Below are 24640 nucleotides of genomic sequence, written 5' to 3' on the forward strand. Positions count from 1 at the left end.
GCGCCTCGGGTGCCTCACAGCCGCACGCCCAGCAGGGTGTCGGCGATGTCGCGCATCAGCGCCGGTGCGGCGGGGTCGTCGCCCCCGTCGGCCAGCGCGCTGTCGGCCCACTCGTCGAGGGCGGCGACCGCCGCCGCTGTGTCCAGGTCGTCGGCCAGGGCCGCGCGGACACGCTCCAGCGCGGGCGTGGCGTCGGGACCGGAGGTCAGGTCGGCCGCCGCGCGCCAGCGCTGCAGGCGCCGGGCGCCCTCCTGCAGCACCTCGTCGCTCCACTGCCAGGCGGTGCGGTAGTGGTGGGGCAGCATGGCCGTGCGCACGGCCATCGGGTCCACGCCCCGCGTGCGCAGCTCCGAGGCGAAGACCAGGTTGCCGCGCGACTTCGACATCTTCTCGCCGTCGAGCCCGACCATGCCCACGTGCATGTAGGCCCGCGAGTGCGGGCCGGTGCCCGTGGCGCACCGCGCCTCGGCGGCGCCCATCTCGTGGTGGGGGAAGACCAAGTCGTCGCCGCCGCCGTTGAGGTCGAAGCCCGCGCCCAGCTCGGTCAGGGAGATGGCGCTGCACTCGACGTGCCAGCCGGGGCGGCCGCGCCCCAGGCGGGTGTCCCAGGCCGGCTCGCCGGGGCGCTCGGCGCGCCACAGCAGCCAGTCCAGCGGGTCCTTCTTGCCGGGGCGCTGGGGGTCGCCGCCGCGCTCGGGGAACAGCTCCAGCATCTGCTCTCGGCCCAGGCCGCTGACCTCGCCGAACCACTCGGCCTCGGCGGCCGAGAAGTAGACGTCGCCCTCAAGCTCGTAGGCGGCGCCTGCGGCGCGGATGCGGTCGACGAAGTCGGCGATCAGCTGCACCGACTCGACGACGCCGACGAAGGCGCGGGGCGGCAGGATCCGAAGCGCGGCCATGTCCTCGCGGAAGACGCCGATCTCGCGCTCGGCCAGCTCCCGCCAGTCCTCGCCGTTGTCGCGGGCGCGTTCCAGCAGCGGGTCGTCGACGTCGGTGACGTTCTGCACATAGTCGACGCGGTGGCCGGAGTCGCGAAGCACGCGCTGCACCAGGTCGAAGGTCAGATAGGTGAAGGCGTGCCCGAGGTGGGCGGCGTCATAGGGGGTGATCCCGCAGACGTACATCCGGGCCGTGGGTCCGGGGTCGAGAGGGCGGACGGCGCCTGCGACGGTGTCGTGGACGCGGAGGGGGCCGCCGTTTCCGGGCAGGCGGACGAGGTCGGGAGCGGGCCAAGAACGCATAGACCGAGGATATCGGCCGTTTTGGAGCCCGAAGCCCCGGACGCACCGTAGTGTTGCCGACCGGGCGGCCACGCCGGATTCAGCGCCGGTGGTGGGTGATGGCGATGCAGGCCACGGCGGCGGCCGCCGCCAGTGCGCACAGCAGGGCCGGGCCGTCGTTGCCGGCGTGGAAGTGCAGCAGCGCTGCGGGAAACGCCACAACGTAGAGCAGCCAGTAGCTGGCCTGCTCCCCGGTTCCGTGCGGGCGCTGCCGCCTGTCGCGGCCCGGCCATACGTGTCTCGTCTGCGGCATCGCCGTACCCTCCCCCGTCGCGCCCGTGGCAGGGCTGCCGGGCGATCCCGGTTCCCTCGTGGGGGACGTTCGCCGCCGCGGCTGCGCGGCCGGCACGGTCCCTGTCACAGATGGACGTCCGCCGCGGACCCGCGGTTTACGCACGGGTAAGGCGGCGGAACGGACGCCCCGCGGCGGCCTCAGCGCACCAGGTACCAGGCCGCGGGATCGCCCGGACGGGCGGTGAAGGCGTAGCGCAGCGTGTCGCGGTCGCAGGCCGCCAGCGTCACCGAGGAGGTCGCCCACACCCGCCCGCCGCCGAGCGGGGCCCGGGCGATGAGCGAGGAGGGATCGTCGGTGGCCGCGCCGAAACCGCCGGTGCGGGCGTCGCCGCCCGCCGCCTCGTCCAGCAGGGCGGGCCACTCGCCCCAGACCGCCTCCGCGGTGTCGGCGGCGGCGAGCCGGGACGCATGGGGATAGGGGCGCGTGCGGGCGAAGGCGGGGCCGTGGCGGCGGGCACGCGGCTCCTGGGCGTCGCAGCCGGAGTTGACCAGGACGGTGACGCCTGTGGGCAGGCGCTCCTCGCGCAGCGCGCCGCCGTCCCAGGAGTGCAGAACCGCGCCGCCGGGATCGGCCACGAGCAGGTGGAAGGGCTCGTAGTGGCGCGCCTGGGCGGGGTCGAGTTCGATCTCGCCGTTGTCGGCCGCCGCCAGCGGAAGCCGGCCGCGGGTGTAGCGGGTCGTGCCGGGCGGCACCGAGGTGTCGGGGGGCGGGGTCGTTCCCGCCGAGACCGGTGCGGCCGAGCGCCCCGGCGCGGTGGGGCGGGGGGTGGCGGGCTGAGCGCCGTTGAGCAGGGCGGCCACGCACGGTGCGCCGGGCGCGCCGGGGCGGCGCGCCGCCAGCCAGGTGCCGCCCTCGCGCACGTCGCGCCCGCCCACCAGATCGGGGCGGTCGGGCCAGTGGGCGGCCGGAGGCTCCCAGGCGCGGTCGACCATCTCGTCGCGCAGCGCGGCCAGCACCAGCGGCGTCGACGCCTCAGGGTCGAAGCCGACTATCACGGTGCACATCTCGCCTCCGTCTCCTGCGCGGCGCCCGCGCCCGCGAGCCTGGGAGAATCCGCACACGGTGGCAACGCGCCCGCGGGCCGGGGTGTTCCGCGGACCCGGCCGCACCCGGTAGCGGGGGCCCTCCGGCAACCGCCCGAAATCCCGCTACAGCGTTGTGGCGAGGGAGTCGCGCGCAGCGCGTGTGCCTGCTCTCCGCCGAGCGCGGGGCGCCTTCAGGCGGGCTCGCCGCCCCCGGCTCCGGGGCGGGCGGCCGCCGCTCCGCAGGACACCGCCTAAACCGGCGGCCAGGGCACGGCGGGCCAGTCCGGGGAGGGGTAGGGGTGGACCCGGTGGTGGCGCAGCAGCTCGACGCGGCGCAGCACCGCGTAGGCCTCCGGTTCGGTGAGGTGGCGCCGCAGCTCGGCGGCGACGGGGCTGTCGGGATCGCGCAGCCGCTCCTCCAGCAGCGCCAGCCCGGCCAGGGCCTCGTCGGTGAGCGGCTCGCCCTGCCACTGCCACAGCACGGTGCGCAGCTTGTAGTCCTCGGCGAAGGAGACGCCGTGGTCGCAGCCGTAAAGGTGGCCGGAGGGCGTGGGCAGCAGGTGGCCGACCTTGCGGTCGGAGTTGTTGATCACCGCGTCGAAGACGGCCATGCGCCGCAGCCCCGGATGGCGGGTGTCGCGGGCGAGGTCGACGAGGTCCACCGCGGTGTCGCCCTCGATCCACAGCTGGACCATGCCCTCGCCGAAGGGGCCGTCACGGTGGACCGTGGGCGGTACGACGTCCCAACCCAGCGCGTCGGAGACGGCGAAGGCCGACAGCTCGCGCCCGGCGAGGGTGCCCTCGGGGAAGTCCCACAGCGGGCGCTCGCCGGCGACGGGCTTGTAGACGCAGCCGGCCTCTGCGCCGCCGGGCGCGGCGACGGTGCAGTACAGCGTGGCGTTGGACGCCTCGGTCAGCCGACCCACGGGCTTCAGCTCGCCGGTGCTCAGCAGCTCCAGGGCGGCGTTGGTCGACAGCCCCTCGAACGACGCGGTCATGGCCCCCGTCCTCTACCGGTCCCGCTTTCTCCGTGCGGCCTCACATTCCGCCGGGCTTGTACCCGTTCTGGCGCGGGCAGATGTGCCCCTCGGGATCGAGCGGCTGCCCGCACAGCGGGCAGTTGGGCCGCCCGGCCGCGACGACCTTCATCGCGCGGCCCGCGAACGCGCGCGCCGCCTCGGCAGTCAGGTGCACGCGCAGCACGTCGCGCCCCTCGGGGACGTCCTCGGCGAAGACAGCGACGTCCTCGTCGCTCTCGCTCTCGCCTTCGGACTCCGACTCGTCCTCGGACTCGTCGATCTGCTGGGCCTCGATGATGACCCGTGAGGACTCGGCGTCCCAGGCCAGGGCGAGAGTGCCCACCCGGAAGTCCTCCTCGATGGGCTGCTCAAGCGGGCCGTCGTCCTGCTCGGCCGCTTCACCGGACTCCAGCGGCTCGCCGAAGCGCTGCCGCACCTCCTCCAGCAGTTCCTCGATGCGCTCGGCCAGCGCTGATACCTGGGCCTTCTCCACCACGGCGCTGGTGACGCGGCCGCTGGCGGCGGCTTGGAGGAAGAAGGTGCGTTCCCCCGGCTGCCCCACCGTTCCGGCGACGAAGCGCTCGGGAGGGTCGTACTCGAACACGGACATGCAATGAACCCTAGAGGATCGTACTCAGCCTTGCGATTCACCGGCGGGCGCGGGCTCGGCGCCGCCCGAGCCGCCGCCTACCGCGGCGTCGCCGGACGTCTGCTCGGGTGTCGGCACCAGGCCCTCCACAGCGCCCCCGACGTCGTTGAGCCGCAGCACGAACGGCCGCACGCTGGTGTAGCACACCGCGGTCAGCGAGCAGGGGTCGGCCTGGACGCGTTGGAACTGGTCCAGGTGCAGTCCGAGCGCGTCGGCGGCGATCGCCTTGATGACGTCGCCGTGGCTGCACACCGCGTAGACCGGGTTGGCCGCGCCCGCGGTGAGCCGCTCGTTCCAATCGCGCACGGCGGCCACGGCGCGCGCCGACATCTCGCTGAGGCTCTCGCCGCCGGGGAACCGGGCCGCGCTCGGGTGGGCCTGGACGGTGCGCCACAGCGGCTCGCCGACGAGGTCGCCGAGCCTGCGGCCGGTCCAGGAGCCGTAGTCGACCTCGACGAACCGTCCGTCGGTGGTCACCTCGCGTCCGGCGACCGCGGCGATCTCTGCCGCGGTCTCCTGGCAGCGCTCCAGCGGGCTGGAGACGACGGCGTCCAGATCGAGCCCGCTCAACCGCCGCGCGAGGTCGGCGGCCTGGGCGCGGCCGCGCTCGTCGAGGTGGACGCCGGGGCTGCGGCCGGTCAGGGTGGCGCCGGTGGACTCGGTGAGCCCGTGCCGCACCAACAGCAGGGTCGCGACGGGTTCGGGCTGCGGCCGCTCTTCGCGCGACTCGGTTCCTGGTTGCTGCTGCGTAGCGGTGGCCATCGACGCCACCCTATCGGCCGCCCGCCTACTGCCCGGCGGCCGAGTCGGCCAGCGGGTCGTAGGGCTGCCCCGTGTAGGGGTCGATGGGCAGCCCGGTCTCCGGGTCGAGCTGGACGTTCTCGCCGGTGTCGGGGTCGCGGTACTGCCCGGTCCCGGGGTCCTGCGCCAGGCCCGTCTCGGGGTCGATCGGCCAGCCGGTGACCGGGTCGGTGCTGGGCTGGGCGGAGGGGGACGGCTCGCCGCTCGGCGAGGGCGACCCCTGTGCGCCCTGCTCCTCGGGCTCGGCCGTGCGATCGTCGTCGGCCTCGCCGCCGGACTCGGGCCGGTTCTGCTCACCCTGGGAACTCGGGGGCGGCGTCTCGGTGCCGACCTCGCCGCCCCCGGGTTCGAGCACGTTGAAGCTGACCAGCGTCAGGATGAGTACGCCCAGCGCGCAGCGGTAGTAGACGAAGGGCATGAAGCTGTGCGTGGTGATGAAACGCATCAGCCAGGCGATGACGACGTAGCCGATAGCGAAGGCCACCACGGTCCCCACGATCGCGGCGGTCCATCCCGCGTACTCGTTGTCGCCGATGTCGGTGAGCTTGTAGAAGCCCGACGCGAACACGGCCGGCATGGCCAGCAGGAAGGCGTACTCGGCGGCGTCGGCGCGCTTGAAGCCGAGCAGCCGGCCGCCGGTGATCGTGGCGCCGGAGCGCGAGACGCCGGGGATCAGCGCCAGCGTCTGGAACAGGCCGTAGACCAGGCCGCGGCCCACGGTCAGGTCGACGAGGGTGCGGTGCTTGCGCATGTGGAGGTCGGCGATGCCCAGGAACACGCCGAAGACGATCAGGGTGAGCGCGATCAGCCGCAGGTCGCGGAACAGGCTCTCGATCTGCTCCTCCAGCGCCAGGCCGAGCACGCCGATGGGGATGGTGCCGATGATGACGTACCAGCCCATCCGCGCGTTCATGTCCGAGCGGAGCTCGCGGTTCAGCAGTGACCGCGTCCACGTGGACAGGATCAGCCAGATGCGCTTGCGGAAGTAGAGCAGTACGGCGAGCTCGGTGCCGATCTGGCTGACCGCGGTGAAAGCGGCCCCCGGATCGGGCCAGCCGAGGAAGGCGGACACCACGCGCAGGTGGCCGCTGGAGGAGATCGGCAGGAATTCGGTCAGTCCTTGGATGACACCAAGGATGATGGCCTCGACTATGGACACGGCGGGCTCGGCTCCTGGGTCTTCGGTCGGGTGCGTGGGGCTCCAGTGCCCGGGTGTTCGCGGTCCGGGGGCGGTCGCCGCGGCCGGCCGTGGGAGCGCAGGCACGGCCGGGCGTCCGCACGCCGGCGCGCGGAGGCGTACCGTCGTCGGCCGGACAGGGCGGCGCCACGCGGTACGCGGGGGGCAGACCACGGCAGCTTACTGGGATCACAGGACTCACGACATCCTCGCGAACCCCGCGTACGCCCGGCCGCGGACGCCGGAGCGGCCGGCCCGCCGCCTGCGGCCCCCGGCCGGTGACTTTGGGTGACCTCGGATTTCCGCGGTGCGGCCCAGCGCCCGTGACGGCGGCACGCGGTAACCTCCGCGCCATGGAACAGCGACAGGTGGGCGGATCGGGGCTGTGGGTCTCGCGCACGGCCCTGGGCACGATGACCTGGGGAAAGGACACCCAGGAAGAAGAGGCCGCCGACCAGCTCACCACGTTTGTGGACGCCGGCGGAACGCTGATCGACACAGCCGACATCTACGGCGGCGGCCAGAGCGAGCGCATCGTCGGCCGGCTGGTGAGCGGGGTCGTGCGGCGCGACGATGTGATCATCGCCACGAAGTCGGGGCACACCCCGCAGGGCTACCGGCGCTGCGACCTGTCGCGCCGTCACCTGCTCGCAGCGCTGGACGCGTCGCTGCGCCGGCTGCGAACCGATCACATCGACCTGTGGCAGCTGCACGTGCGCGACCCCGACACCCCGGTGGAGGAGACGCTGTCCGCGCTGGAGTCCGCCCAGCGCGCGGGCAAGGTGCGCTACGCGGGCACCGGCGATTTCACCGCCTGGCAGTTCGCCACCTACGCGGCCTGGCAGCGGGCGGCCACCCGGCACTCCGCGGCCCCGATCGTGACCGCCGGCTGCGAGTACTCCCTGCTCAACCGCGCGCCCGAGCGCGACCTGCTGCCGGCCCTCGGCGACCTCGGCGCCGGCCTGATCGCCTGGTCCCCGCTGGGACGCGGGGTCCTCAGCGCCCAGTACCGCAGCGGGGTCCCCGGCGAATCGCGGGCCGCCCGGCCGCACATGGCCGCCTATGTCGAGCCCTACCTCGACGAACGCAGCAGGCGCATCGTCGAGTCGGTCTGCACGGCCGCCGAGGGCCTGGGGGTCTCGCCGCTGGCCGTGGCCCTGAGCTGGGTCCGCGACCGCAAGGGCGTGGCCGCTGCGGCCGTGGGACCGCGGACCACGGCCCAGCTGGAGGAGATCCTGTCCATGGAGAGCGTGGAGCTCCCGCGCGAGATCCGCGAGGCGCTGGACGACGCCTCCTCGGCCCCCGACCCGTAGGCGGGCACGGCCCGTAGCGCTCGGGGGATACGCGGCGGCCTGTGGAAGGGCGCGTCCGGAAGTCGGTGGGGATCGCTAAGCTCCGCAGGGACGTAGAACGCCGTCGGAGAGGATCTTTCGCCATGTCCGCCACGTCCGGGTCCGAGGTGCCGCCGGGGCCGCCGCAGGAGGCCGCAACGAGCGGCGAGGACGCCGCCGACCGGGCGCGCGCGGCTCTGGAGCGGATGGGCGCGCCGGCAGAGCTGGCCGGGCCGCTGGTGGCGGCGCTGGGGCCCGGGGCCGGGGCCGAGGTCTCCGCCGACCCGTGGCGGCTGCTGGCCGTCAGCGGGGTGACGCCCGAGCAGGCCGACTACTGCGCCCGGCGCGCGCTGGGCGAGGACGCCTCGCCCGACGACCGGCGCCGCGGCCGGGCGCTGGCGGCGCACCTGCTGCGCCGTGCGGCGCGCGAGGGGCACACGGCGCTGGAGGAGCAGCGCCTGACCGCCGCGCTGCGGTCGGCGGGGGTGCGCTCGGTCGACGCCGCGCTCACCGCGGCGCTGGAGGAGGGCGACGTCATGCTCTTCGAGATGTTCGACGAGCCGGACGAGCCCGAGGACTTCGACGGCGACCCGGGCGAGATGCCCGACCCCGACCGCTGGTACGCCCTAGCCCGCCTGGGCCAGGGCGAGCAGGCGCTCGGCGAGGGCCTGAACCGGCTCAGCGCCGCCAGCGAGCCGATCATGGACTCCGCCACCGCCGCCGAGACCGTCGACGCCGCCGCCCAGCGCATGGGGGCCGCCGTCGACCCGCGCACCACCGCGGCGCTGGTGACCGTGGCCCTGCGCGGGATCTGCGTGCTCGAACACGGGGCCGGCTCCGACACGGCGATCGCGCACACCCTCGCCTGCGCCGCCGCCATCGCCGCCGAAAGCGAAGTCGGCATGGCCCTCGCGGCACCCACCGCCCAGGCCGCCGCCGAGCTCGACGACGCGCTCTCCGGGCTCGGCGCCGACCCCGGCGTGCGTGCGGTGTCGCTTGCCGCGCTGTTGGAGACCCGCGCGCCGGGCACGCGCGGCCGCGGCGCCGAGAACCCGATCGAGGCCGGGCTCGTGGTGGTCGCGGGCGCGATGTGGCTGGACGTCGAGCACGCCGCAGCGCTGGTCGAGGCCTGCGCCGACGGCACCCACCTCGTGCTGCTGGCCGACCCCGCGCAGGCGCCCTCGGCGGCGCCCGGCAGCGTCGTCGCAGACCTGCTCACCTCACGCACCGTGCACGTCGCCACGCTGCCGCAGGACGCCGACGCGGGGCCGCTCGCCCGCACGGCGGCCCAGGTCGCCGCGGGCGAGCCCGAGGAGGTCGGCTCGCCCGGGCGCGAAGTGGTGTTCGTACCCGCCGACTCCGCCTCGGCCGCGGCGCACCGCGCGGTGCAGCTGATCACCGACTCGATCCCGCGCGCTCTGGAGATCCCGCCCGAGCAGGTGCAGATCGTCACCGCCATGCGAGGCGGCGAGGCGGGCGCCGACGCCCTGAACACGGCCTGCAAAGAGCACTTCAACCCCGGCCCGGGCGCCCACGGCGGGCTGGACGCCGGCGACCGGGTGCTCCTCTCCGCCGACGGGCCGGGCTACGCCGCCGGCGACGTGGGCTTCCTGCGCGTGCAGGAGGGCGGCACGGACGCCGGCGGCGGCTCGGGAAGCGCGCTGGCCGTGGAGCTGCCCGGCGGGGCGCTGTGCCCGGTGGCCGACTCCGCGCACCTGCGGCCCGGCTGGGCCGTCACCGTGGCCGCGGCGCACGGCGGCCGCTGGCCCGCCGTCGTCGCCGTGTTCCCGCCCGAGACCCGGGCCTCGCGCCCCCAGGTCTACACGGCGCTGACGGCGGCGCGGCGCCATCTGTCGGTCGTCCAGGCCGCCGGATCGACCTGGGCGCAGGGCGTGCGGGACAACGCCGCGCTCCCCCGCACCACCCGCCTGGTGCAGGTGCTGCGCGAAGGCTGAGCGGCCGCGCCCGCCCGCTGCCTCCCGCGGGGCGGCACCGTGCACGGGGGCGCCGGGGCGGACACCGCGGGCGCCGCCCCGGCGGGTACTCAGACCCTGTCGACGAACCCGCCGTCGACCACCAGGTTGGACCCGGTGACGAAGGAGGCCGCGGGGCTGGCGAGGAAGGCGACGGCGCGGGCGACCTCCTCGGGGCGGCCGAGCCGCCCCACGGGGATGCGGTCGCGGATGGCGGCGTAGAAGTCGGGGTCGGATCCGCGGCGCCGGGCCCAGCCGCCGCCCTCGAACTCGATGGGACCGGGCGAGACGGTGTTCACCCGGATCCCCTGCGCCGGCAGCGTGTGGCCGAGCGCGGCCGCGTGCTGATTGAGGGCGGCCTTGACCGCACCGTAGGCCTTGGGCCCCGAGGGCGCGGTGGTGTGCAGCGCCGAGGTCGTGGAGATCAGCACGATGGATCCGCCGCGTTCGGAGGCCTCCAGGTGGGGCCGGGCGTCCTCGGCCATGCGGACGAACGGCATGATGTCGGTACTGAAGCCCCGCTCCCACTGGTCGGGCGTGGCCGAACTGCCTCCCGAGACGTTGGAGACCAGGACGTCGATGCCGCCCAGCCGCTCGGCGGAGGAATCCAGAAAGCCGCGCAGCGCATCGGTGTCGGACACGTCGAGCGCCTGCTCCACCACGGTGCGCCCGAGCACGCGCAACTGCTCGGCGGCGCGCTGCAGCGGTTCGGCCGAACGCGCGCAGATCGCCAGGTCGGCGCCCTCCTCGGCGAAGGTCTGGGCGATGGCCCGGCCGATCCCCCGACTGGCACCGGTGACGACGACGCGTGCGCCGTGCAGTCCCAGATCCATGGTGGCGGTCCCCTCTCGTTGCATGCGTGGCTGTTCGGGCGTCGGACGCGAACGCGGGCGCCCCCGTGCAGATGGAGGGACGCCCGCGTTCGCGTGATTCAGCGGATGGCAGTCTACGCGCCGGTGGAGTGGAATCCCCCGTCGACGTGCACGGTCTCGCCGGTCGTTGCGGGGAACCAGTCCGACAGCAGTGCGACGACGGCGCGCGCAGCGGGCTCGGGGTTGGAGGTGTCCCAGCCCAGGGGCGCGCGCTGGGGCCAGGCGTCGGCCAGCTCGTCGAAGCCGGGGATGCTCCGCGCGGCCATGGTGCGCAGCGGACCGGCGGAGACGAGGTTGACCCGGATGTCCTGCTCGCCGAGGTAGCGGGCGAGGTAGCGGGCGGTGGAGGCGAGCCCGGCCTTGGCCACGCCCATCCAGTCGTAGACGGGGAAGGTGACGGAGTTGTCGAAGTCCATGGCGACGACGGATCCGCCGTCCTTCATCAGCGGCAGCAGCGCCGTCGTCAGCGCCTTCAGCGAGTAGGTGGAGGTGTGCAGCGCCGTGGCGACGTCCTGCCAGGAGGTGTTGAGGAAGTTGCCGCCCAGCGCCTCCGTGGGGGTGAAACCGATGGAGTGCACGATGCCGTCGATGCCGTCGACGTGTTCACTGACGCGCTCGGCGAGGCTGGAGAGGTGCTCTTCGTCGGTGACGTCGAGCTCCAGTACCGGCGGCGCCTCGGGCAGGCGCTGGGTGATCCGCTCGACGAGGGAGAGCCTGCCGTAGCCGGTGAGCACGACTGTCGCGCCCTGCTCCTGGCACATGCGGGCGACGTGGAAGGCGATCGAGCTGTCGGTGATCACCCCGGTGACGAGAATGCGCTTGCCCTCGAGGATTCCCATGGAATGTGCCGTCCTGTTCTTGGTTCGTCGGTATTGAAGGGGGGTGGGGCGCGTTCGCGGGGGGTGAGCGGGGGCGGTGCCGCGCTGTCAGTGGCCCATGCCCAGACCGCCGTCGACGGGGATGACGGCGCCGGTGATGTAGGCCGCGTCCTCGCTGGCGAGGAAGCGCACGGCCGTGGCGACCTCCTCGGCCGCGCCGAAGCGCCCCAGGGGGACGTTCTTCTTGATCTCGGCCTGGCGCTCCTCGGGCAGATCTGCGGTCATGTCGGTCTCGACGAAGCCGGGGGCGACGACGTTGACGGTGATGCCGCGCGAGCCGAGTTCGCGGGCCAGCGAGCGGGCGAAGCCGACCAGGCCGGCTTTGGAGGCGGCGTAGTTGACCTGTCCGCCCGAGCCCATCAGGCCCACCACCGAGGAGATCAGCACGATGCGGCCGCTGCGGCGGCGGATCATGCCGCGGGCCGCGCGCTTGGCGACGCGGAAGGCACCGGTGAGGTTGGTGTCCAGCACCGAGGAGAAGTCCTCTTCACTCATCATGGCCAGCAGGTTGTCCTTGCTGACCCCGGCGTTGGCCACCAGCACCTCCACCGGCCCCTGCTCCTCCTCGATCCGCTTGAAGGCGGTGTCGACCTGGGCGGTATCGGTGATGTCGCAGTTGACTCCCAGCAGCCCCTCGGGAGGTTCGCCGGAGCGGTAGGTCACCGCGACCTGGTCGCCGGCGGCGGACAGCTCGCCGGCGATGGCCCGGCCGATTCCGCGGTTGCCGCCGGTGACCAATGCCGATCGGGACATTTCGTGCTCCTTAGCGCGCCGCAAGGCGCCGTCGCGACCATGGACAGAACGGGAAGCAGCGTATCGAGCTACCGGGCGGTACGTGGAACCGAGACCTGCGGCGCTCCCGCTGCGACGTGCGGGTCCACCCTCCCACCCGCCACCACCCGGCAGGAGTCGTCCCGCGCCGCGGGGCGACCCGATGCGCCGACGAGCGGCGCGGCCGCGTGGTGGCGGCGCGGTATCGCGGGTATGCAGGAGGACGTGCGCGCCCGAGCGGCCGCGCCAGGCGAGAGCCGTCGTTTGCACCGGGAGGCCCGCAGTGCCCACCGCCATCGTCGCCACGCCCGCCGATTTCGAGATCCACGGCGACTACGGGGAGCGGATGACCAAACCCCGGGGTGCGGCCTTCCAGCGTCCCGCTTACCCCTTCCGGGGCCGCCTCGGCGGCGCCGAGTTCCCGGCCGAGGCCGGGCGCTACCACATTTACGCCTCCTACGCCTGCCCGTGGGCCACACGCAGCCTGATCGTCCGCAAGCTCAAAGGGCTGGAGGACGCGGTCTCGGTGGGCATCGTCGACCCGGTCCGCGACGGCCGCGGCTGGGCCTTCCGCGAGGGGCCCGGCCACGGTCCCGACACCGTGGGCGGTTTCACGCTGCTGCGTGAGGCGTACGAGGCCACGGAACCCGGCTACGACGGCCACATCTCGGTGCCGGTGCTGTGGGACACCGCCACGCGGCGCATCGTCAGCAACAACTTCCCCGACATCACCGTCGATCTCAACGCCTGCTTCAACGCCTGGGCCGAGCACGACGCCGAGCTCTACCCCGAGGATCTGCGCGGCGAGATCGACGCGCTCAACGAGCACGTCTACCCCGCCGTGAACAACGGCGTCTACCGCTGCGGCTTCGCGCCGACGCAGGAGGCCTACGACGCCGCGGTGCACGAGCTGTTCGCGGCGCTGGACGGCCTAGAGGAGCGGTTGGCCACCCGGCGGTTCCTCACCGGCGACCATGTCACCGAGGCCGACGTACGGCTCTGGGTGACCCTGGCCCGGTTCGACCCCGTCTACCACACCCACTTCAAGACCGACATCCGGCGGTTGGCGGACTATCCGAACCTGTGGGGCTACACCCGCGACCTGTACTCGCTGCCGGCCTTTCGCGAGTCGACCGACTTCGACCACATCCGGCGCCACTACTACATCACCCACGGTGCGCTCAATCCCAAGCGCATCGTCCCGGCCGGGCCCCTGCTGGACTTCGACGCACCCCACGACCGGGCCCGCCTGAGCACGGCAGGGCCCCAGGCGCCGGTGCTCAGGCCCCGTCGAGGTACTTGAGGCCGCCGTCGACCAGCCCGGGCACCACGTCGCCGATCCCCTCGAAGTCCTCGCCGACCGTCTTCCCCTGGGCATGGCGGTAGTGGATGCCTTCCAGGATCACGGCGAGCTTGAAGAAGGCCAGGCCCACGTACCAGTCCAGCGCCGAGACGTCGCGGCCCGACCGCTGGGCGTAGCGTGCGATGATCTCGTCGGCGTCGGGGTAGCCCTCGGCGGTGTGGGCGTTGCTGACCGTGGTGCTGCCGACCATGGCGGCGCTGCTGTAGGTGATGATCAGCGCGAGGTCGGTCAGCGGGTCGCCCAGCGTGGACATCTCCCAGTCCAGCACCGCCTTGATCTCGTCGTCGGGACCCACGAGCAGATTGTCCAGGCGGTAGTCGCCGTGGACGACGGCGGGCTCGGGCGAGGTGGGGATCCGGACGCTGAGCCGCTCGTGCAGGCGGTCGATGCCGGGAAGTTCGCGGCTGCGCGAGGCCTCCAGCTGCTTCTTCCAGCGGCGCAGCTGCCGCTCCAGGAACCCCTCGGGCTTGCCGAAGTCGGCCAGTCCCACAGCGGCCGGGTCGACCGCGTGCAGGTCCACCAGGGTGTCGATCATCGACGCGGCGATGCCGCCGGTACGGGCGGCGCCCAGCGCATCAAGCTGCTCCGCGCTGCGGTAGGGCACACCCTCGACGTGCTCCATCACGTAGAAGGGAGCGCCGAGGACCTCGGTGTCCTCGCACAGCAGCACGGTGTAGGGCACGGGAACGGGGGTGTCGGACAGCGCACTGATCACGCGGTGCTCGCGGCCCATGTCGTGGGCGGTGGGCAGCACGTGGCCCAGCGGGGGCCGGCGCACCACCCAGCGCCCGCGGCCGTCGGTGACGGTGTAGGTGAGGTTGGAGCGCCCGCCGGCGATGACCTCGCCGGAGAGCGGCCCGCCGAGCATGCCGGGGCGCTGCTCTTCCAGATACTCCCCCAACCGCCGCAGGTCCAGTCCCGGCGGATTCGTCACGCCCGTCTCGCCCATGCGCTCTCCCACGCTCTGCATCCGGGCCGCCGCTGCCGGGCACGGACTCCGCGCGTCGGCGGGATGCCGCGGTCCGACGGCCTGCCGTCGCCTCAACCGGGATCAACATACCATCTGGTCGGTATCTTGGCGGGGAGCACCCCGCCCCACCGCCCGGCAGGCGGGGGGCGGGCTCTCTCACGCCTGGGGACCGCGGGAGATCAGCACCGAGCAGTGCGCCCGGCGCGCCACCAGTTCGCTGACCACACTGGGCCGCAGATCGCGGAAGACACCCGTCCTGCGCGACCCGACGCACATCAGGTCGTACTGGCTCGAGCGCTCGATCAGGGTACGCGCGGGGTTGGCGCCCGTGAGGACGACCCTGTTCACTTCGACGTCGCCGACGTCGAGCTCCAAACCGTCCAACCAGTCGTCCAGCGCCGCCCGGGCCTGCCGCTCGGAGGCGGAGGGATCGCGCCGGTCGCGGCCCTTCTCGGGGAAGCTGGGGAAGGCCGCGACCGGCGCGGCCTCCCGGTAGACGTAGATGACGTCGATGCCGCCCCCGTGGGCCCGCGCCTCATCGACAGCGGTGCGCATGGCGCGCGCGGAGGCGCGCGCGGCGTCGATCGCGACGGCGATGCGCATCATGGGCTCCCTTCGCGGTCCGCGGCGCCTGCTGGGACGCCGCCCTCCTGACGACTCTCATTCCCGTCCTGGTGCTCTTCTCTCGGCGGACCGTCCGTTTCGCGGTCGGCCTCGCGGACCACGTTCTGGCCCCGTCTCTCCTCGCCGAGCGCCTTCCACAGCCCGACCATCACCAGCAGCAGCACGACGGTGAAGGGGAGTCCGGTCGTCAGCGCACCGGCCCGCAGTGCCGAGAGCCCGCCGGCCAGCAGCAGCACCGCCGCGATACCGCCCTCCAGCAGCGCCCAGAAGACACGGCTGGCCGTGGGCGGCTCGGTGTTGCCGCCCGTGGTGATGATGTCGATCACGAACGACCCCGAGTCGGAGCTGGTGACGAAGAAGAACACCACGATCAGCCCTGCCAGGACGGAGGTCACCGTCGACAGCGGCAGCTGTTCCAGCAGGGCGAAAAGCGCGAAGGAGTACGAGGGGTCGGCGAAGGTCTCCCCGATCAGGTCGGCGCGGTTGCGCAGCTCCATCTCCAAGGCCGTGTTGCCCAGCACGGTGAACCACAGGAACGACAGCAGCGCCGGGACGATCAGCACGCCGGAGACGAACTCGCGGATGGTGCGGCCGCGGGAGATGCGCGCGATGAACATGCCCACGAACGGCGACCAGGAGATCCACCAGGCCCAGTAGAACAGGGTCCACGAGCTGAGCCAGGTGTCGATCTCGGCGCTGTGGGAGTAGGTGCCGGACCAGAACATGGTCGGAACCGCCTCGCCGATGTAGGCGCCGATGTTCTCCAGGTAGGCCGCCACCAGCAGCACCGTGGGGCCTGCGACGGCGATGAACACCAGCAGCAGCGCACCCAGGATCAGGTTGGTCTGGCTCAGGATGCGGATGCCCTTGTCCAGCCCGGAGGCGACCGAGAGGGTCGCCATCACCGTGATCACCGCGATGAGGGCGACCTGCACCAGCGGGCTCTGGGGGACTCCGCCCACATAACTCAGCGCGGCGTTCACCTGGAGCACGCCCAGCCCCAGAGAGGTGGCGACGCCGAAGAGGGTGCCCAGCACCGAGAGGATGTCCACGGCGTGGCCGACGGTGCCGTGGATGCGCTCTCCGAACACCGGATAGAGCGCCGAGCGCACCCGCAGCGGAAGCCCGTGGCGGAAGCCGAAGTAGGCCAGCGCCAGCCCGATGACGGCGTAGACGGCCCAGGGCCCCAGACCCCAGTGGTGGAACACCAGCACCATGGAGTCCTGGGCGGCCTGCGGGGTCTCGGGGGCGGTGCGCGGCGCCTCGGCGAAGTGCACCACCGGTTCGGCCACGCCGTAGAAGACGAGTCCGATGCCCATGCCCGCGCTGAAGAGCATGGCGAACCACGAGAGGTAACTGTAGTCGGGGCGGCTGTCGGGCGGGCCGAGGCGGATTCCGCCGTGGGGGCCGATGATCAGGTAGAAGCAGAAGACGATCAGTGCCGCGACCGCGCCGATCATCAGCCAATCGAAGTTGTCGGTGATCCCGGCGAGCAGCACGTCCTCGAGAACGTAGCGGGCCGCGTCGGTGAACACGGCTCCGAAGATCACAAACGCCAGGGCCAGTAATCCTGAGATGAGGAAGACGGCTGGCTCGCGCCGGGACAGCCAGTCGCTTGGCCGTGGCATCGGCGCCCCCCTTCGTCGTCGGCTGCTCTGCACAGCCGGGCGCGCGCCGCCCCGCGGCGGCACCCGGCCACTGTCTGCGCGCACTCCGGTTCACAGGCCGCAATGCACGCGGCTGCCCGCAGGTAGCCGGGTAAAACCGGACCCACGTCGCAGCGCGTGGGCCACGCGCCGACGGACCCGCGGAAGCGGCGGGCGACACAGGTGCGGCGCGCAGCGCCACCGGTGGACGGTAGAGCGGCGCATGGGAGGAGCAGGCGGGCGCGCGACGTGCGGCGCCGCCGGCGGCCGGGGGCCGGGGGCGGCGGGGCGTGCGGGGCCCGCCCCGCCTGGGCGGTCCCCGCACGCCCGGTGCCTAGTAGGTCACCGCCTCCGCACCCAGCAGCGACTTCAGGTCGCCGGCCAGCTCGGGACCCACGCGCACGGGATAGCCGGGGATGTCGTAGACCCGCGACTTGACCGGGTGCTCGACGCGGATGGTCAGCGGGGTCTCGCCGCGGTGGGCCTTGAGGACGTGTTTGAGTTCGTCGACCAGGTCGGCGGTCAACCGCTGCTCCTGCACGGTCAGCAGCATGGGGGGCGGGCCCTCGGAGATGTGGGTGATGTCCAGCGGTGTCAGCTCGAACGCCTGGATGGAGTATTCGCCTTCGCGCTCCTTGACCCGGCCTTTGACCGACACGGCGGTGTCCTCGACCAGCACCTCGGAGTAGAGGGTGTAGGACTCGGCGAAGAACAGCACGTCGATGCTGGCGTCGAGGTCCTCGACCGTGACCTTGGCCCACGGGTTGCCGGACTGCTTGCTGACCCGGCGCTCCACTCCGGAGATCAGCCCTGCCACCTGCACCTCGGAGCGGTCGCGGCGCTCGCCGTTGTTGATGTCGAGGATGGAGACGTCGCTGGAGCGGGCGAGGATGCGCTCGGCGCCGGCGAGCGGGTGGCTGGAGACGTAGAGCCCCAGCATCTCGCGCTCGAACGCCAGCTTGGTCTTGCGGTCCCACTCCTGGTCCGACCAGTTGATGTCGAGCCCGATCGGTGCGGCCTCGGCCTCGTCGGCGCCGCCGAACAGGTCGAACTGGCCGTGGGCCTCCTGCTTCTTGGCCGAAATCATCGCGTCGACGGCGTGCTCATGGTGGTTGAACAGGTCCATGCGGGGCTGGCCGAAGCTGTCGAAGGCCCCGGCCTTGACCAGCGACTCCACCACGCGCTTGTTGCAGGCGGCCAACTCGATCTTGGAGACGAAGTCGACGAAGGAGGTGAACTCGCCCTTTGCCTTGCGGGTGTTCATGATCGACTCGACGACGTTGGTGCCGACGTTGCGCACCGCGCCCAGGCCGAAGCGCACGTCGGCCCCGACCGCGGAGAAGCGCAGCGCCGATTCGTTGACGTCGGGCGGCAGCACCTGGATGCCCATCTTGCGGCATTCGGCGAGGTAGACCGCCATCTTGTCCTTGTCGCCGCTGACCGAGGTCAGCAGCGCCGCCATGTAGGAGGCGGGGTGGTTGGCCTTGAGGTAGGCGGTGCGGAAGGAGAGGATCGCGTAGCCGGCCGCGTGGGACTTGTTGAAGGCGTAGCCGGAGAAGGGGAGCATGACCTCCCAGAGAGTGTCGATGGCCTTCTGGGAGAACCCGCGTTCCAGCATGCCGGAGTTGAACTTGGTGTACTCCTTCTCCAGCGCCTCCTTCTTCTTCTTGCCCATGGCGCGGCGCATCAGGTCGGCGCCGCCCAGCGAGTAGCCGGCCATCTCCTGGGCGATGGCCATGATCTGCTCCTGATAGACCAGCACGTGGTAGGTCTCGGACAGGATCGGGTCCAACGCGTCGTAGAGCTCGGAGTGGATCGACGTGATCTCCTGGCGCCCGTTCGACCGGTCGGCGTAGTCGTTGTGGGCGTTGGCCGCCATCGGCCCGGGCCGGTACAGGGCGTTGACGGCCACGATGTCGGAGAACTGCTTGGGCTGCATGCGCCGAAGCAGCGCCCGCATGGCCGTGCCGTCGAGCTGGAACACGCCCAGGGTGTCGCCGCGCGCCAGCAGTTCGTAGGTCTTGGGATCGTCGAAGCCGATCCCGGACCAGTCGATCTCGACGCCCTCGTTGGACTTCACGTTGTGGATCGCGTCGTCGATGATCGTGAGGTTGCGCAGGCCCAGGAAGTCCATCTTCAGCAGGCCCATCTCCTCGCACTGCGGGAAGGGGAACCCGGTGATGATGGCGCCGTCGGTGTCGCGCTTGTGCAGCGGCACCACGTCCAGCAGCGGCTCCGCGGAGAGGATGACCCCGGCGGCGTGCACACCGGTGCCGCGGGTGAGGCCCTCGATACCGCGCGCGGTCTCCAAGACCTTCTTGACCTGCGGGTCCTTCTCCATCAGCGTGCGCAGCTCGACCGCTTCGGCGTAGCGCTCGGCCGATTCGTCCTCGACCTCCGAAAGCGCGATCTCCTTGCCGCCCACCGGCGGCGGGAACGCCTTGGTGACCTGGTCGCCCAGGGCGTAGGGCAGACCGTGGATGCGGGTGGAGTCCTTGACGGCGGCCTTGGCCTTGATCGTGCCGAAGGTGAGGATCTGTGCCACGCGCTCGTCGCCGTAGAGCTCGGTGACGTAGTCGATCATCTCCCCGCGCCGACGCTCGTCGAAGTCCAGGTCGATGTCGGGCATGGTGACGCGCTCGGGGTTGAGGAACCGCTCGAACAGCAGCCCGTGCTCCAGCGGGTCGAGGTCGGTGATGCCGAGAACGTAGGCCACCATCGACCCGGCGGCCGAGCCGCGGCCCGGACCCAGCGCGATGCCGTGCTTGCGGGCGTACTGGCAGATGTCGGAGACCACCAGGAAGTAGGCCGGAAAGCCCATCCCGTTGATGATGTCGAGCTCGTGGTCGATGCGCTCCTGCACGGGCCGGCTCGCGCCGTCGGGGTAGCGGGTGGGCGTGAGGCGGTCGATCTCCTTGCGCAGCCAGGACGCCTGGCTCTCGCCCTCGGGGACGCTGAACTTGGGCATCAGGTCGCGGTGGGCGAAGACCTCGTCGTAGGCGCCGTCCTCGACGCTGTCGGCGACCAGCAGCGTGTTGCGGCAGCCCTGGGCCCATTCGTCCAGGCTCACCAGGGCGCGCATCTCCTCGGCGGATTTGATGTAGTAGCCGTCTCCGTTGAACCGGAACCGGGCGGGGTCGTCGAGGTTCTTGCCCACGCCCACCGCCAGCAGCGCGTCGTGGGCTTGTGCCTGGTCCTGGGTGACGTAGTGGGAGTCGTTGGTCACCAGCGGGGGAAGGTTCAGCTCGCGACCGACCCTCAGCAGCCCGTCGCGGACGTCGCGCTCGATGCTGATGCCGTGGTCCATCAGCTCCAGGAACACGCTGTCCTTGCCGAAGATGTCCTGCAGCTTGGCGGCGTACTCGACGGCCTCCTTCTCCTGGCCCAGCCGCAGGCGGGTCTGCACGCCGCCGGACGGGCAGCCGGTGGAGACCATGATCCCCTCGGAATAGCGGCTCATCAGTTCCAGGTCCATGCGCGGCTTGCCGTAGTAGCCCTCGATGCTGGCCAGCGAGGACATGCGGAACAGGTTGCGCAGGCCCACGGCGTTGCGCGCCCACATGGTCATGTGCAGGTAGCGGCCGCCGCCGGAGATGTCCTTGCCGCCCTCGGTGTTCTCGTTGGAGTCGCCGCGGCCCCAGCGCACGCGCTTCTTGTGGAACCGCGACTCCGGTGCCACATAGGCCTCGATGCCGATGATCGGCTTCACTCCCGAGCCCTTGGACTGCTCCCAGAACTCGTAGGCGCCGAACATGTTGCCGTGGTCGGTCATGGCCACGGCGGGCATCTGCAGCCGGGCCGCCTCGGCGAACAGCGGCTTGAGCTTGGCCGCGCCGTCCAGCATCGAGTACTCGGTGTGGACGTGCAGGTGGACGAAGGGGTCAGCCACGGTGATTCGAACCTCTTAGCGATGACAGGACTGGGCGGATCGTGTGCCACCTGAGACTAATCCCGCCACACCCGCGACCACCACGTGAAACCCCGCCTGTGGACACGCGGCCGACATCGGACGCGGCGCCCTCGGCCTGACTGCCGCGCAGGCGCGGCCGCCGACGCCTCGGGGCCGGGACGGCGCCGGCCCGGCCCTGTCCGGCGGGACCGCGCGGCGCCTCAGTGGGCGGAGGGAGCCGGGCGCAGGGCGTCGAGCAGCAGGCGGGCGTAGTGCGCGCCGATCTCCCGGGGACTCAGCGCGCCTTCGGGGTGGTACCAGGTGCTGAGGTGGTGCACGCTGCCGAAGTAGAAGTCGACGACGATGTCGGCGGGCACCCGGTCGGTGAAGACGCCCTGCTGCTGGCCCTCGGTGATCAGCGACCGGAACAGCTCGTGGTAGCGGCGGCGCTCGTCCCGCACCTCGCGCTGCTTCTCGGGGCGCAGCATGTGCAGCGAGCGGAAGGAGATCGTCGCGTCGTCGAGGTTCTCGATGGTGCTGACCACCACGTCGGCGGCGGCGTGCTCGACGCGCTCGGCCACCGGCCGGTCCTGGCCGGCGATGTCGGCCAACCGCGACATCTGCAGGCGCAGCACGCGGGCGTAGATCTCGGCGAGCAGGTCGTCCTTGGAGTCGAAGTAGTGGTACATCGCCCCCTTGGTGACGTCGGCCGCATCGACGATCTCCTGCACCGAGGTGCGGTCGAAGCCCTTCTCGGCGAACAGGCGGGTCGCCACGGCGAGCAGCCGCCGCGGGACCGAGGACTCGGCGGAATCAGCAGGGGTCACGGCCGACATCCCCGTGCCCCCGTGGGTGCGAACGGCCACGGCACGACCTCTCTTACGACAGCGGAAACCTTGCCTGCGCCCCGCGGCTCCCCCTGGGCCCGCGGGCGGACACCACAACACAATAGACGCACTCGGGGGCGCGGCGCGGAGCCAGGCCCGGCGCCGGCCGGGCTCACGCCCATCCCGCGTCGTGGGCGAGGATGGCCGCCTGCACGCGATTGCCCATGCCCAGCTTGGCCAGGATGCTGCTGACGTGGGCCTTGACCGTCGCCTCGCGCATGCCCAGGCTGCGGCCCGCCTCGGCGTTGGACATCCCGCCGGCGACGGCGACGAGCACGTCGCGTTCGCGGTCGCTGAGCACCTGCAGCCTGCGGGCGGCCTCGGCCGCGGTCCCGGAGGCCGAGACCGCGAAGCGCTCCAGCATGCGCTTGGTGATGCTGGGCGCCAGCATCGCGTTGCCCTCGTCGACGGTGCGCACCGCACTGACGAGGTCGCGCGGCGGGGTGTCCTTGAGCAGGAAGCCCATCGCGCCGGCGCGCAGCGCGCGGTGCACGTACTCGTCCAGGTCGAAGGTCGTCAGCAGCACCACCTTGGGCGGGCGCGGCAGCTGCGCCATGGACGCCGCGGCGGTCAGCCCGTCGGTGCCGGGCATGCGGATGTCCAGCAGCACCACGTCGGGCTCCAGGCGCGCGGACAGCTCCAGCGACTCGTCGCCGTCACCGGCCTCGCCGACGACGTCGATGTCCTCGGCGCTTTCGAGGATCATCCGCAGACCCGAGCGCACCAGCTGCTCGTCGTCGACGAGGAGGGTGCGGATCATTCGGCCGCCTCCGTCGCGCCGCGGTCCCGGCGCGCCACCGGCAGCGCGGCGCCGACCCGCCACCCGCCGTGCGGCAGGGGTCCCGACCACAGTTCGCCACCCGCCAGGACGACGCGTTCGCGCAGGCCGGCGAGCCCGTAGCCGCTGGAAGGGGGCGCTTCGGCGGCGGATCCGGCGGGCGGCGGTGCGTTGTCCACGGTGATCTCCAGGATGTCGGGACGGTGGTGCAGGTAGACACGCACCGGCGCTCCGGGGGCGTGCTTGGCGGCGTTGGTCAGCGCCTCCTGGACGGTGCGGTAGGCGGTGCGCTCGGTCTGGGCGGGCAGCGCGACCGGCGTACCCGCGCTGCTGCTGTCAACGGACAGGCCTGCGGCGCGCCAGTCGTCGACGAGGTGGGCGAGGTCGGCCAGCACCGGTTGGGGCGCGGTAGGGGCGCTCGCCTCCGGCTCGTCGCGCAGCACGCCGAGGATATCGCGCAGCTCGGCCAGCGCGTCCCGGCCGGTGGTGCGGATCAGCCCGGCGCTCTGCGCGGTGCGCTCGTCGGGGGCCGACACCTCCAGCCCGCCGGCGTGCAGCACCATCAGGCTGACGCGGTGGGCCACTACGTCGTGCATCTCGCGGGCGATGCGGGTGCGCTCGGCGGTGATGGCCTGATCGGCGAGCAGGTGCTGTTCGTGCTCCAAGCGCTCGGCGCGTTCGCGCAGGTTGGCGATGAGCACCCGGCGGGTGCCGATCCACAGGCCCACGGCCAGCGGCATGCCGTAGAACATGATGAGCATGCTGGAGGCCGCCGGTGCGGTAATGGGTCCGCCGACCGTGTAGACGGCCAGGGTGCACAGCGTCAGCCATGCGGCCCACAGCCCCAGCCGCCGCCGGTCGTCGTACCAGGCCGCGTAGGTGAACAGGGCCAGGGCGGCCATGCCGATGTCGCCGTAGCCCAGCAGCGTGGCAGTCGCCGCGCCGAACATCAGCCGGGGCCGCGTGCGGCGGAAGAGCACGACGGTCGAGACCGCCGCACCCAATGTCAGCGCACCCCACGCGGTGTGAAGGGCGAGGAGGACGCCCGCTGTGCTGCCGACCGGCGCGGCGATGCCGACCGCCGCCAGGGCGGGCAGGCCCAGCAGGCCGTGCGGCTCGCCTACCAGCATCAGGCCGGTCCAGGGCAGGAAGGCCGCGGCAAGCAGCCAATCGGCGACGCGGTGCCTGCGCGCCCACCAGCGGGCCCATCCCGGCTCGGGCCGCGCCGTACTCGCACCCGAGGGAGGTGCCGCCCCATCCTGCGCCATGGTCGGCCAGTCTATGCCGAGCAAACGCGCCGTACAGCCGCCGACCTGCGGCGTTCTCCCCTCCCATACGAAAGTCGGTGCCGTTGCGGCACCCCCGGTCAGCACCGCCGCCCCGCACCCGAGCGCCACCGGGGGCGAGCGCGCCCGCCCCGGGCCGCCCCGACGAAAGTCGGTGCCGATCGCCGCCGATGTGCGGGGGCCACCGGGCGGAAGTCGCCTTCCCTCCCCGCGAATCTGGGCACTGCGGCGGAGGAATCGCCGCCCGCGGCGGCCGTAGCGTGTCCGGGACTGCGTTCGAACGGGCGCCGAGGGCGCTTTCGAACGCCGCACTGCCATGCACCGTCCCCGTAGCGGATCCGGAGAACACGACGTGAGCCAGAGCGCGGCCAAGGCCGCCCCCGCATCCGACCCCACCCACGCACCGCCCGTGGTCACCTCCCGCGACCTCGTCAAGGTCTACGGGCGCGCCGACTCGGCCGTGCACGCCCTGGACGGCGTCACCGTCGACTTCGCCCGCGGCGCGTTCACCGCGATCATGGGGCCCTCGGGCTCCGGCAAGTCCACCCTGATGCACTGCCTCGCGGGCCTCGACACCGTCACCAGCGGGACGGTGCACCTGGGCCGGACCGAGATCACCCGGCTGCGCGACAAGCAGCTGACGCTGCTGCGCCGCGACCGCATCGGATTCATCTTCCAGTCGTTCAACCTGCTGCCGATGCTCACCGCCGAGCAGAACATCCTGCTGCCCGGCCGCATCGCCAAGCGCAGGCACGATCCCGCCCGCTTCAAGCGCATCGTCGAGGTCGTGGGGCTGGGCGACCGGCTCGGCCACCTGCCCTCCGCGCTGTCGGGCGGCCAGCAGCAGCGGGTCGCGGTGGCCCGGGCGCTGCTGGGCGACCCCGAGGTCGTCTACGCCGACGAGCCCACCGGCAACCTCGACTCCCGTTCCGGCGCGGAGGTGCTCGGCTTCCTGCGCGACTCCGCGCGCGATCTGGGCCAGACGGTCATCATGGTCACCCACGACCCGGTGGCCGCCGCCTACGCGGACCGGGTCGTGTTCCTGCGCGACGGGCGGCTGGTGGACGAGGTCCACCAGCCCACCGCCGAGACCGTGCTCGACCGCCTGGTGAAGCTGGAGTCCTGA

The 24640-nt window shown here is 72.5% G+C and carries 21 protein-coding genes; 4 read left to right on the plus strand and 17 right to left on the minus strand.

Features of this window, described 5'->3' with window-relative positions; genetic code table 11:
- Nucleotides 1-14 precede the first annotated feature (14 nt).
- The 7 genes from mshC to LP52_RS22560 form a co-directional block, all read right to left on the minus strand.
- Nucleotides 15-1241 carry a cysteine--1-D-myo-inosityl 2-amino-2-deoxy-alpha-D-glucopyranoside ligase gene (gene mshC / locus LP52_RS22530; RefSeq protein WP_040276391.1) on the minus strand — a complete coding sequence of 409 codons (1227 nt, stop codon included), beginning with the start codon at nt 1239-1241 and terminating at the stop codon, nt 15-17.
- 79 nt (nt 1242-1320) lie between these two features.
- A complete protein-coding gene (locus tag LP52_RS22535) occupies nt 1321-1533 on the minus strand; it encodes a hypothetical protein (protein WP_040276392.1) in 213 nt (70 codons plus the stop codon).
- Between the two features lie 179 nt (nt 1534-1712).
- Nucleotides 1713-2579, minus strand: coding sequence for an NRDE family protein (locus LP52_RS22540; RefSeq protein WP_040276393.1), 867 nt, complete (start codon nt 2577-2579; stop codon nt 1713-1715).
- 272 nt (nt 2580-2851) lie between these two features.
- A complete protein-coding gene (locus LP52_RS22545) occupies nt 2852-3598 on the minus strand; it encodes an SCO1664 family protein (protein WP_040276394.1) in 747 nt (248 codons plus the stop codon).
- A gap of 40 nt (nt 3599-3638) precedes the next feature.
- Nucleotides 3639-4229, minus strand: coding sequence for a DUF3090 domain-containing protein (locus LP52_RS22550; protein ID WP_040276395.1), 591 nt, complete (start codon nt 4227-4229; stop codon nt 3639-3641).
- A 24-nt stretch (nt 4230-4253) separates the two neighbouring features.
- Nucleotides 4254-5030, minus strand: a complete 777-nt coding sequence (locus LP52_RS22555; RefSeq protein WP_040276396.1) for an MSMEG_4193 family putative phosphomutase — start codon at nt 5028-5030, stop codon at nt 4254-4256.
- 25 nt (nt 5031-5055) lie between these two features.
- The gene (locus LP52_RS22560) at nt 5056-6228 is read right to left on the minus strand and encodes an undecaprenyl-diphosphate phosphatase (RefSeq protein ID WP_040276397.1); all 1173 of its coding nucleotides are present in this window, start codon (nt 6226-6228) and stop codon (nt 5056-5058) included.
- Nucleotides 6229-6599: 371 nt separating this feature from the next.
- Here LP52_RS22560 and LP52_RS22565 point away from each other — a divergent pair, with 371 nt between their 5' ends.
- The gene (locus LP52_RS22565; protein WP_084723418.1) at nt 6600-7559 is read left to right on the plus strand and encodes an aldo/keto reductase; all 960 of its coding nucleotides are present in this window, start codon (nt 6600-6602) and stop codon (nt 7557-7559) included.
- A 122-nt stretch (nt 7560-7681) separates the two neighbouring features.
- On the plus strand, nt 7682-9532 hold the full coding sequence (locus LP52_RS22570; RefSeq protein WP_084723419.1) for a helix-hairpin-helix domain-containing protein: 1851 nt from the start codon (nt 7682-7684) through the stop codon (nt 9530-9532).
- An 89-nt stretch (nt 9533-9621) separates the two neighbouring features.
- Here LP52_RS22570 and LP52_RS22575 read toward each other — a convergent pair whose 3' ends face one another.
- The 3 genes from LP52_RS22575 to fabG form a co-directional block, all read right to left on the minus strand.
- On the minus strand, nt 9622-10383 hold the full coding sequence (locus LP52_RS22575) for an SDR family NAD(P)-dependent oxidoreductase (RefSeq protein ID WP_040276398.1): 762 nt from the start codon (nt 10381-10383) through the stop codon (nt 9622-9624).
- A gap of 113 nt (nt 10384-10496) precedes the next feature.
- Entirely contained in the window at nt 10497-11261 is a 765-nt protein-coding gene (fabI, locus tag LP52_RS22580; RefSeq protein ID WP_040276399.1) for an enoyl-ACP reductase FabI, read from the minus strand.
- A gap of 87 nt (nt 11262-11348) precedes the next feature.
- On the minus strand, nt 11349-12053 hold the full coding sequence (gene fabG / locus LP52_RS22585; protein ID WP_040276400.1) for a 3-oxoacyl-[acyl-carrier-protein] reductase: 705 nt from the start codon (nt 12051-12053) through the stop codon (nt 11349-11351).
- A gap of 364 nt (nt 12054-12417) precedes the next feature.
- Between fabG and LP52_RS22590 the strand changes: the two genes are divergently transcribed.
- Complete coding sequence (locus LP52_RS22590; RefSeq protein ID WP_052810167.1) at nt 12418-13374, plus strand: glutathione S-transferase family protein; 957 nt, start codon at nt 12418-12420, stop codon at nt 13372-13374.
- Here the strand turns inward: LP52_RS22590 and LP52_RS22595 are convergent.
- The 7 genes from LP52_RS22595 to LP52_RS22625 all read right to left on the minus strand — a co-directional run bounded on the left by LP52_RS22595 (nt 13352) and on the right by LP52_RS22625 (nt 23496).
- Complete coding sequence (locus LP52_RS22595; protein ID WP_040276425.1) at nt 13352-14383, minus strand: phosphotransferase family protein; 1032 nt, start codon at nt 14381-14383, stop codon at nt 13352-13354. The genes LP52_RS22590 and LP52_RS22595 overlap by 23 nt on opposite strands.
- Before the next feature lie 177 nt (nt 14384-14560).
- The gene (locus tag LP52_RS22600) at nt 14561-15010 is read right to left on the minus strand and encodes a universal stress protein (protein ID WP_084723421.1); all 450 of its coding nucleotides are present in this window, start codon (nt 15008-15010) and stop codon (nt 14561-14563) included.
- Nucleotides 15007-16656: a BCCT family transporter gene (locus LP52_RS22605; RefSeq protein WP_084723422.1), complete on the minus strand. Its 1650-nt coding sequence runs from the start codon at nt 16654-16656 to the stop codon at nt 15007-15009. Before LP52_RS22605 ends, LP52_RS22600 begins: the two co-directional genes overlap by 4 nt.
- Before the next feature lie 352 nt (nt 16657-17008).
- A complete protein-coding gene (gene dnaE / locus LP52_RS22610; RefSeq protein ID WP_040276403.1) occupies nt 17009-20563 on the minus strand; it encodes a DNA polymerase III subunit alpha in 3555 nt (1184 codons plus the stop codon).
- 221 nt (nt 20564-20784) lie between these two features.
- Nucleotides 20785-21399 (minus strand): TetR/AcrR family transcriptional regulator, encoded by a 615-nt coding sequence (locus LP52_RS22615; protein ID WP_040276427.1) that lies wholly within the window; start codon nt 21397-21399, stop codon nt 20785-20787.
- A gap of 163 nt (nt 21400-21562) precedes the next feature.
- Nucleotides 21563-22210 (minus strand): response regulator, encoded by a 648-nt coding sequence (locus tag LP52_RS22620; RefSeq protein ID WP_040276404.1) that lies wholly within the window; start codon nt 22208-22210, stop codon nt 21563-21565.
- On the minus strand, nt 22207-23496 hold the full coding sequence (locus LP52_RS22625) for a sensor histidine kinase (RefSeq protein WP_052810168.1): 1290 nt from the start codon (nt 23494-23496) through the stop codon (nt 22207-22209). The genes LP52_RS22620 and LP52_RS22625 overlap by 4 nt, the downstream gene beginning before the upstream one ends.
- Before the next feature lie 370 nt (nt 23497-23866).
- Between LP52_RS22625 and LP52_RS22630 the strand changes: the two genes are divergently transcribed.
- Nucleotides 23867-24640, plus strand: a complete 774-nt coding sequence (locus LP52_RS22630) for an ABC transporter ATP-binding protein (RefSeq protein ID WP_040276405.1) — start codon at nt 23867-23869, stop codon at nt 24638-24640.

Origin of the sequence: Streptomonospora alba, assembly GCF_000826685.1 — a bacterium.
GTDB classification, from domain to species: Bacteria; Actinomycetota; Actinomycetes; order Streptosporangiales; family Streptosporangiaceae; genus Streptomonospora; species Streptomonospora alba.